The organism is Brachybacterium sp. 107 (genome assembly GCF_052379725.1).
In the GTDB taxonomy this organism is placed as follows: Bacteria; Actinomycetota; Actinomycetes; order Actinomycetales; family Dermabacteraceae; genus Brachybacterium.
In genome coordinates this window covers 22150-31587 of sequence record NZ_JBQSYW010000028.1, presented here as the reverse complement: position 1 = coordinate 31587, position 9438 = coordinate 22150, and the positions used below count along the sequence as shown (strand labels likewise).

The following is a 9438-nucleotide window of genomic DNA, read 5'->3' as shown; positions in this document are numbered from 1 at the left end:
CCCCGTCGGGCGGGCCCCCACGGCCGACGACTCGACGCCCCAGGGCACGACGTCAGTGGGCAGAGCGTCCAGGGACCCAACGGGTACCGTGAACGACCTGAGGGCCGCGGACCGGACGGACCGCCGCAGTCCGGACATCGAGCCCCACCGCCGCTCCTGCGAGACCTCCGTTCCTGCTCTTCCGACCGCCCCGTCCGCGATCGATCTCAGAAAGTCCTTCCATGACGACGAGCCCTTCGGGCGCCGGCACCTCCGGCGCCGACACCACGCTGGTGCGGCGGTGGAACCGCCGCACGGTTCTCGCCGCCCTGCGCACGGGTCCCGAGAGGACGCTCACGGAGATGGCGCAGGCGACCGGGCTGTCCCGGCAGACCCTCACCGCCGTGTTCACGGAGCTCGACGACCGGGGCCTGGTCCAGGTGCACGCACCGGCCACCGGGACATCGGGCCGCCCCGCCCGCCGGTACAGCTTCCAGTCCACCGCCGGCTACGTGCTGGGCCTCTACTTCTCCCCCACGCAGGTGCTCGCCCTGGTCACCGACCTCGACGGCGCCATCATCGCCCGCGAGCAGGTCGCGACGCCGCGTGATCTCCCCGCCCCGGAGAGGCTGCGGAGGGCGCACGAGATCTCGCTGCGGGCCACGGCGCCCGCCGGAGAGGTGTGGGCGGTCGGGGTCGCCACCACCGGTGTCGTGGACCCGCAGGGCACCGTGCGCAGGGCGAGCCAGATCCCCGGCTGGACCGGGCTCGATCTCGCGGGCACGGTCGGGTCGTGGTTCCACAGCGCTGCGGTCGCCGGGAACGACGGCACCATCGCCGCGCTCGGCGAGAAGTGGCAGGGCGCCGCGCGGTACGCGAACGACGTCGCGCTGATCCTGTCGGGTCGCCCCACCGGCCAGGGCATTCTGCTGGGGGGCCGCGCCCACCACGGCAGATCGGGCGCCGCCGCCGAGCTCGGCCGGCTCCTGCACGACCAGACCTGGAACGCCGCCGCCGTGCTCGAGCAGGCCGGCCGCAGCGCTGAAGAGGTGTTCCGCGCCGCCGCCGAGGGGGAGCAGGAGGCCTCCGAGCTGGCCGATCACCTCGCCCACCACACCGCCCGCGGCGCCTCCGTGCTCGTGTCGGTGCTGGATCCCGAGCTCGTGGTCATCGCCGGCGAGTTCACCGCCGGTGGGCAGCCCTTCGTCGACGCCACCCGCCAGCACCTGAGCACGATGTGTATCAATGTCCCCGACGTCGTCCTGTCCGTGCTCGGCGACGACGTCGTCCCTCTCGGAGCTGCCCGGCTCGCCCTGGACCACCTCGAGGAACGGGAGTACGTCCTGGACGCGTGAAGGGCTGACTCAGCGGGCGTTGCGGATCAGGGCGGCGAGCAGGTCGGCGTCCGTGCGGAGCGGGGGCATCTCCGGCGTCGGTTCACCCGGCGCGGCCGCAGCCACAGGCCCGGCCCCGGCCCCAGGCCCGGCCCCGGCCCCCGCCCCGGCCCCAGGCCCGGCCCCAGCCTTCGTCGAGTGCGACGTTGGCGCGGGTATCGAGGCGCCACGACCGCCCGAAGGTCGCACTCGATCGTCCAGGTGAGGCTCAGGAGCATGCGGGGACGCGTCGGCAGCCACGCGGCTGCTCGACGCCGGCGGGGCGCCGACCGAGGCCGGCTCCGGGAGGGGCGCGGCGTAGAGGGCGGCGGTGTAGGCGGAGGCGACACGGGCGGCGGCGGCGCGGTGCTCGTCGGTGACCTCGACATCGCCGTCGTCGATCTGGCCCAGGAGGTCCTCGAGGGCGCGGGCCGGGGGCAGGGCACCGTCGAGCGCGAGGAGCCGGGGCGGGGAGCTCCAGGCACCGGTCCAGCCCAACCAGCGGATGGCGACCGAGCGCACGCTCAGCTCCCGGTTCAGCTCCGACCAGGCGAGCTCGCCCGCGCGGCGCCTCTCCCGCTCGGCGATGATCGCGGCATCGCGCCCGGCGCCGCTGCCGCCACCACTGCCGCTGCGACTGCCACCATCGCCGCTGCCACCATCGCCGCTGCCATTCCCACTGCCACCGTCACCGCCGCCCCCGCGGACGAAGCTCTTCCACCGTTCATCGCGCAGGGTCACGCGGCGGCGCCGGATCAGCACCACGGCGGCCGCACCGCCGGCGGCGACGAGGAACCCGATGATGAGGCCGGTGAACAGTCCGCTCTCGACCCGTTTCACGGTCACGGGGTTGGTGACCGCTCCCCCGCCGTCGGAGGCCGAGGCATCGGTCGTCGCCTCGGGGTCGTCCGTGGTGGCGGGGTCCTCGTCGGCCGGGGTCGTCTCCTCCTCGGTGGTGGGTGACTCGCTGGGCTCCTCGGAGGGCTGCTGCTCATCCTGCTCGGCAGAGCTGTCGGAGGTCATCCCGGGAGGCGTCACCCCGTTCGCGGCCGCGGCCGGCGTCGGCTCGAAGCGCACCCAGCCGTATCTCGCGCCGAACCACACCTCGGGCCAGGCGTGGGCGTTCTTCGCGCTCACGGACCACTCGTCGCCGTCCTGCGTGCCGGGGGTGAAGCCGATCGCCACCCGGGTGGGATAGCCCTGCGCGGTCATCATCAGGGCGAAGGTGGCGGCGAACTGCTCGCAGTAGCCGATGCGATCGGCGAGGAAGGACTCCAGCGGGTCCTCCCCCGGCGGGGAGTTCACGGTGAGGGAGTACTCGAACTCGCTGCGGAAGTAGTCCTGGTAGGCGACCGCGGTGTCGAAGGCGTTGTCGGCTCCGGCGCTGTCGGCGACTTTCACCGCGAGGTCCTGGGCGACCTCCGGGACCTCCTGGCGGGAGATGTACCCGGCGTCGTAGGGCTGCTCGAACACGGCCGGGTCCACGCTGCGCAGCTTGTCCGCGGTGGCGTTGCTCGGCGCGGTCAGCACCGTGTAGTCCAGCCGGCTCAGATCGGAGCGCACCCCGCGCAGGGAGATCTCGCCGCTGGTGGGCTTCAGCTGCAGATCCCGGGAGATGTCCGCCTCGTCGGTCGCGATGCCGCGGATCCGCTCGGGCGCGGGCAGGCGGTCGCCGGCGAGGTCCAGCACGTGGAACTCGGTGCGCAGCAGGCCCGCGTCGTTCCCGGAGGAGGGGTCGGTGCCGTCGGACGCGTCGGAGTAGGCGCTGACCTTCATCGAGGGGTTCCCGCCCTCGTCGGCCGTGTTGCGGAAGGTCTCGCCGTCGAAGGTGTTCAGGGTGCGCACGCGCAGGTAGGAGGGCTCGTCGGCGGTGGTCGTGTAGCGCAGCACCTCGACGTCCTGCTGCTGGAGCAGGGAGCGCCGCACGGAGATGTCGTCATCGATCATCACCGGGCCCAGCGACGGCATGTCGCGGTTCTGCCACTGGTTGATGACGTCCATGTCCAGGGCGACCTTCGTCGGGGCGACCTTCGGGAGCGCGAGGCCCACGGGCACGGTGAGCGCGGCGACCAGCATGATGCACAGCGCCGCCGCGCCGGTCGCGCGGGCGGGGCTCGTGAGCGGGCCTGCCTGGGGCCGACGGTCGCCCTCCAGATACCGCGGATCGGAGTGCACCGTCCGCGTGGCGAGGATCAGCAGGCCGGCGACCACCGGACCCATGACGGTCCACCAGGCACCGCCGGAGGGCTGCTGGGGGGCCGGGATCAGCAGCGACCCGAACAGGGCGAGGCCCACGGGGGTGTGCCAGCCCAGGTCCACGAACACCAGATCCAGCAGCAGGGAGCCCAGGGCGAGCACGAGCATCACGATCACGGTGCCGCGCGAGCCGAGGGTCAGCGGGGCCATCCCGCCGGCCAGCTCGTTGAAGGCACCGGGGAAGATCGAGCCCTGGGCGCGTACGAGGGCGACGGGCCCGTCGCCGAGGTCCACGAGGCCGTGCCCCATCTCGACCACCACGAGCTGCACCGCGATCACCAGCATCTGCGCGAGGGGGACCAGCAGCGGTGGGCGCAGGAACTGGCGCAGCACGATCCCGCTGATGATCACGGGGGTCGCGGCGATCAGGGTGAGCATGAACCAGCTGGACCCGGCCATCAGCATCGACAGCGGGGCGGAGGCGAGCAGGATCGCGAGCAGCAGCAGGAGGGAGCGGCCCACCAGGTCGCCGCCCTGCAGCAGGGGGCGCCCCATCAGCGGGCTCATCGATCCGCCTCCGCGTCGCCCGCGGTGAGCAGGTCATCGAGGGTGTCCGCGGTGGTGCCGCGCACCAGCATCCAGGTCCCCAGCAGGGAGCGGGTGGGGTGAGCGGCGTGCCGGGCGGCGGCGAGCTTCTCGACGTGCGCCTCGTGGGCGTGCCCGAAGTCGTCGCGGTCCGCGGGGCCGATGCGGCGCGCCCGACGGGGCGTCTCGGGCTCCTCGGCATCCAGGGCGGGTCGCAGGGCGATCGCGGTGCGGTGGGCGGCGCGGCCGGCGAAGCGGTCCAGCTCGAGACCGGAGAAGGGGTCGCCCACGTCCGGGCCCAGGGCGATCGCGAGGGCGGTGTTCCCGGCGGCGTGGTCGATGCCCACGCCGATGGTGGCGACCTCGTCATCGTCGAAGGCGACGTCGGCGAGCGCGAGCAGGGAGGCGCGGGACTCGACGGCGTCGGCCTCGCTGCCCAGCGGGGAGGGCCCGGGGATGCCGCGGCGGCGGCCGCTGCGGGTGATCTCGTCACCGGAGGCGTCCACGATGCGCACGTCCCAGCCGTTCAGCCCGAGGCTCTCGAGCACGGTGGCGGCGTGGGAGACCAGGCGGTCCTCGATCTCGGGGCCCACGTCCTCGCGGCGCGTGGTGTCCAGGACGATCACGGCGCTGTGCCCGGCGGCGGGCTCGTCCTCGCGGGTCATCAGCTGTCCGGTGCGGGCGCTGGCCCGCCAATGGATGCGACGGATGTCGTCACCGGCCGCATAGGGACGGGCGATGGGCCCGATCTCGCCGACGCCCGGGGCGGACAGGGCGCTCAGCGGCCCTTCGCGGGTGATGCCGGTGGCGCGCTCCGCGCCCGGGGCGAGCTCTGCGACCACGGGCAGGCCGGTCAGCTGCAGGCCGTCCTCGACCGTGCGCCGCAGATGGAACAGGCCGAATACGTCGCGCACGATGATGCTGTACGGGCCCAGCGGATGCGATCCCCGATGGCTCACCCGCAGCACGTGCGGCATCCGACGGGACAGCGGGAGGTCGCCCTGGCCGCCGAGCGCCGCGGGGAGATGCTCGCGCACGGTGCCGCGTGTCAGCGGGACCACGGTCAGCGGCGCCCTGGTGAGCATCTCGAGCTGCACGCGGGCCACGGAGCCGACGGGGACGGCGTCGTCGATCACCTGGCGGCGTGCCCGCAGGCCGATGCTCGAGACCCCGATCCCGATCGCGCCGACCAGCAGCGCCAGCAGCAGGGCGGCGGCGAGATAGCGGGCGGGACGGACCTCGGTGAGGTCCGACGTGACCCAGCACAGCAGCGCCAGGACCGCGACGGCGAAGCCTCGCGCGGTCGGGCGCAGGACCGTCCCGGGTCGCGGCGTCACGTCTGCGAGGTGTTCCGCAGCACCTGGTCGACCAGCTCCCCCGCGCTCGCGCCGCGGGACAGGGCCTGCGGGGTCAGGTGCATGCGGTGGCGCCACACCGGCATGATCACGGCGCGGACGTCCTCGGGATCCACGAAGGTGCGCCCGTCGAGCGCGGCATGCGCCTTGGCCGCCCGCACCAGGTGCACCGCGGCGCGGGGCGAGGCGCCGAGGGTGACGTGCGGGTGGGAGCGGGTGGCGGCCGCGAGGCGCACGATGTAGTCGAGGATGACCTCGGAGGCGTGGACGCGGCGCACGGAACGGACGTGGGCCGCGATCCGCTCGGGGGTGGTGCGGGTGCGGACGGCGTCGAGGACGTCGCGGTCGCCGGCGGGGACGGGCCCGGCCTGGGCGGCGAGCATCCGGGTCTCGGCCGACTGCACGGGATACCCCATGGAGATCTGGGCGAGGAAGCGGTCGCGCTGGGCCTCGGGGAGCCGGTAGGTGCCCTCCATCTCCACGGGGTTCGCGGTCGCGACCACCATGAACGGCTCCTCGAGCTCGTAGGTGGTGCCGTCGACGCTGACCTGCCGCTCCTCCATGGCCTCGAGCAGAGCGGACTGGGTCTTGGGGGAGGCGCGGTTGATCTCGTCGGCCAGCAGGATCTGCGTGAACACGGCGCCGGGCCGGAACTCGAACTCGCTGGTGGCCTGGTTGAAGATGCTCGCGCCGGTGACGTCCCCGGGCAGCAGGTCGGGGGTGAACTGGATGCGGTGGCGCTTCGCGCCGAGCGCCGCGGCCAGGGACTTCGCGAGCATCGTCTTGCCCACGCCGGGGATGTCCTCGATGAGGAGGTGGCCGCCGGCCAGCAGCACGAGCAAGGCGGCCTGGGCGACCTCCCCCTTGCCCTCGACGACCGTGGCGATCTCGCTGATCACGGACTCTGCCTCGGCGGCGATCTCTCGTGCCTCGGACTCGGTCAGGGCGGGGATGCCGCTGGCGGGGGCGCCGTCGACAGGGATGTCGGCCATCAGGTCATCGGGACCGTCGTCCTGCATCATCGCCTGCTCCTTTGACGGTCGCCGCTTGCCAGGCTGTTCACGAAGACTTTGCCCGGCCATGTGACCTGCTTGGGCGTCACACAGAGTGCCCACCCCTAGAGTATGACGGGTTGTCCCTGTCTTCCGAGGAGTCTTTCTGTGACGAGTCGTCAACGCTCGGCCGCCACCGGTTTCGGTGCAGGCCTGGTGCTGGTCGCTTCGTGCGCCCTGATGCCGTCGGCGACGCTCGCCGCGCCGGCCGCGGGCGCGCTCCCGGCCTCGCCGCCCTCCATCTGCGAGGCGCCCGGCGCCGATGCGTCTCCTGACACCCTGACCCTCGGGAAGACGGTCGCCATCACCGGAGAGTGCTTCGGGCAGAAGGAGAGCGGGACGGTGACGATCATCCCGCCCGAGGGCAGCGGCGCGACAACCCTGAACGTCACCTCGGACCAGTATCAGAGCGTCTCCGCGACGTACACCCCCGATTTAGCGGGTGAGTACAGGTACCAGATCGACGTCGAGGACACGCAGGCGAACGGGACGTTCTCGGTGGCGGAGAAGGCAGCTGACCCCGAGCCGACCGAAAAGCCCACCGAGGAGCCGACCGAAAAGCCCACCGAGGAGCCGACCGAAGAGCCCACGGAGGAGCCGACGGGCGAGCACACCGACGACGCGTCCGTGAGCCCGAAGCCGTCGCCGGACGCACCGAAATCCTCGAAGCCGGCCACGAAGACGCCGTCCCCGAAGCCGTCGGACCAGCCATCCTCCGGGACCGATGCTCCGAAGCAGACCTCTCCCCCGGCTGATCCACCCGTCGGGAACGACGGGGAGAAGGACTCCGGCGGGAAGCAGGGCTCCGCCGGGACCTCGGGGTCCGATGGGTCGTCGGGGTCCGATGCGACGTCGGGGTCCGAGAAGTCGAGCTCCTCACCCGTTGCCCCGAGCACGCCGGGCGACGAGAACAGCACCCCTCAGACGCCGGCCCCGTCGGCCGGGAGCGCGGGCACGCGCGAGCCGACGGATGCGTCCGCTTCGCAGACCCCTGATCCCGACAGCTCCTCGTCCTCCTCCACCGCGCAGGAGCGCATGATCGATCAGGTGCTCCGGATCGGAGCCGTCCTGAGCGGGAAGCACGGCGGCATCACCGATGGCGGCGGAACCGGGAAGGACGGGAGCTCTGCGGAGGGCGACGGATCCTCGGGAGGCTCGGACGGTTCGGATGGCGCGGACGGCACGGGCGGTGCGAACGGCTCCGGGTTCGTCGAGGCCTCCGACGGGTCGGACAGCGCCCTCGCCGAGACCGGCAGCGACGCCTCGACGCCGGCCGCACTGGCCGCACTCGCCCTGGGGCTCGGCGGCATCGCGCTCTGGATCACCGGGCGCCGCCGCTCCCGCCGCTGACCTGACGGAAAGCCGTCCCGCGACACCAGTCGTGAGTCGTAAGTCCGGAGTCGTCCGTCCCAGGGCGTCCGACGTGCGATGTCCGCTGGTCAGGCTCGTCGGCTGCGCGCCGTCTGCATCCCGGTGAGCACGGCGATCACGAGCGCTCCGATCATCAGACCCACCCCGCCCACGGCCACCGCACCGCTCACCCCGACCAGGGCACCGAGGCCGGCGAGGGTGATGCCGTTTCCGGTGCGCATGCCGCTGCCGATCATCCCGTAGACCCCGACCACGCGGCCGCGCTGGTCCGCCGGGGCACGCAGCTGCACGATCGCCTGACCCACCGAGGTGGCGGCGAGGTTCGCGACGCCGCCCACCACGAGCGCGACGACGGCGATCCCGTAGTGCGAGGTGGTGGCGACGACGAGGCTGGTGAGCCCGAACATCACGGCGGCGACCACAGCGGCCTTGACGTCCGCCTTGATGATGCCGGTGGCCTCGAGCAGGAACCCGCCCACCACACCGCCGATGCCGTTGGCGAACAGCAGCAGGCCGTAGCCGAGGCCGCCCTCGTCCCCCGCGCCGAGGGCGTCGGCGAAGTTGGGCATCGACACCGTGAGGGAGGAGCCGACGCACACCGCGATCAGCCCGGCGAGCGCGATCATGCCCACCAGCACCTTGTCCCCCGCGACGGTGCGCAGCACGCGCGGGGTGTCCAGGATCGAGACCCGGTCCCGCAGCACCAGGCCGCTGCGGGAGTGCCCCGTGAACGGCGTGCGGATCATCAGCAGCGTCATCGGCAGGTAGAACACGATGTTCGCGAAGATCCCCCATGTGGGCCCGAGCAGCAGGAGCAGCACAGAGCCGACGACCGGCCCGGCCAGCACACCGAGGCTCTTGAACGTCGCGTTCAGACGCACTGCGCTGGGCAGTTCCTTGGGCTCGGCGAAGTCGTGGAGCATGAGCTGCTCCGCCGGTCCCCACAGCGCGCCGGCGCAGCCGTGGAGCACCAGCAGCACGCAGGCGCTCCACATCTCCAGGCTGCCGGTCAGGAACAGCACGCCCCAGCCCAGGGACACGAACGCGAACAGGCCCTGGGCGATCTGGATGATGCGCCGGCAGTCGTACTTCTCGGCGAGGCCGCCGAAGAGCACCGACAGCAGCAGGAAGGGCAGCCAGTGGCTGATCACCTGGAAGCCGACGAGCCACGGCGAGTGGAAGGTCTGCCAGAGCACCCAGTAGGTGATGACGTGCTCGATGTTGTCGCCCATCATCGAGAGCCCGGCGGTCATCAGGTACGGGCGGGAGTGCTTGTCACGCAGGGGGCCGAAGCGGCGCGGGCGCGGGGAGGCGGTGGTGATCATGCCAGCCTCCGCCTGTCCGGGGCGACGCGTCGCGCAGCGGCGACGGCGATCTGAGCGGGCACGGGGGTCCTTCGGGCGGGAGCGGCGCAGGGGCGAGGACAGGGGGCGAGCGATGGTGCGAGAAGTGAGTGCGGAGGAATGAGTGCAGAGGAATGAGTGCAGAGGAAGAGGAGGAGGATCGGTCCGGACACCGTACTGCGAC

6 protein-coding genes are annotated in these 9438 nt (G+C 72.6%); 2 read left to right on the top strand and 4 right to left on the bottom strand.

Features of this window, described 5'->3' with window-relative positions; translation table 11 throughout:
- Window positions 1-221: 221 nt before the first annotated feature.
- Window positions 222-1334: an ROK family protein gene (locus ACT3UL_RS18285; protein WP_444579785.1), complete on the top strand. Its 1113-nt coding sequence runs from the start codon at window positions 222-224 to the stop codon at window positions 1332-1334.
- Window positions 1335-1343: 9 nt separating this feature from the next.
- On the opposite strand, the gene ACT3UL_RS18280 is transcribed toward ACT3UL_RS18285, so the two are convergent.
- From ACT3UL_RS18280 to ACT3UL_RS18270, 3 genes are read right to left on the bottom strand one after another with little or no spacing between them, the layout of a single operon-like run.
- A complete protein-coding gene (locus ACT3UL_RS18280) occupies window positions 1344-4115 on the bottom strand; it encodes a DUF3488 and transglutaminase-like domain-containing protein (protein ID WP_444579784.1) in 2772 nt (923 codons plus the stop codon).
- On the bottom strand, window positions 4112-5470 hold the full coding sequence (locus ACT3UL_RS18275) for a DUF58 domain-containing protein (RefSeq protein ID WP_444579782.1): 1359 nt from the start codon (window positions 5468-5470) through the stop codon (window positions 4112-4114). The genes ACT3UL_RS18280 and ACT3UL_RS18275 overlap by 4 nt, the downstream gene beginning before the upstream one ends.
- A complete protein-coding gene (locus ACT3UL_RS18270; RefSeq protein ID WP_444579781.1) occupies window positions 5467-6510 on the bottom strand; it encodes an AAA family ATPase in 1044 nt (347 codons plus the stop codon). The genes ACT3UL_RS18275 and ACT3UL_RS18270 overlap by 4 nt, the downstream gene beginning before the upstream one ends.
- 138 nt (window positions 6511-6648) lie before the next feature.
- Between ACT3UL_RS18270 and ACT3UL_RS18265 the strand changes: the two genes are divergently transcribed.
- Window positions 6649-7890 (top strand): hypothetical protein, encoded by a 1242-nt coding sequence (locus ACT3UL_RS18265; RefSeq protein WP_444579779.1) that lies wholly within the window; start codon window positions 6649-6651, stop codon window positions 7888-7890.
- 89 nt (window positions 7891-7979) lie between these two features.
- Here the strand turns inward: ACT3UL_RS18265 and ACT3UL_RS18260 are convergent, their stop codons facing one another.
- A complete protein-coding gene (locus ACT3UL_RS18260; protein ID WP_444579778.1) occupies window positions 7980-9236 on the bottom strand; it encodes an MFS transporter in 1257 nt (418 codons plus the stop codon).
- Between the last annotated feature and the right edge of the window lie 202 nt (window positions 9237-9438).

Coding starts and splice junctions, on each gene's coding strand:
- ACT3UL_RS18260 (WP_444579778.1), bottom strand. CDS start 9,236: ATGATCACCACCGCCTCCCCGCGCCCGCGCCGCTTCGGCCCCCTGCGT.
- ACT3UL_RS18280 (WP_444579784.1), bottom strand. CDS start 4,115: ATGAGCCCGCTGATGGGGCGCCCCCTGCTGCAGGGCGGCGACCTGGTG.
- ACT3UL_RS18270 (WP_444579781.1), bottom strand. CDS start 6,510: ATGATGCAGGACGACGGTCCCGATGACCTGATGGCCGACATCCCTGTC.
- ACT3UL_RS18285 (WP_444579785.1), top strand. CDS start 222: ATGACGACGAGCCCTTCGGGCGCCGGCACCTCCGGCGCCGACACCACG.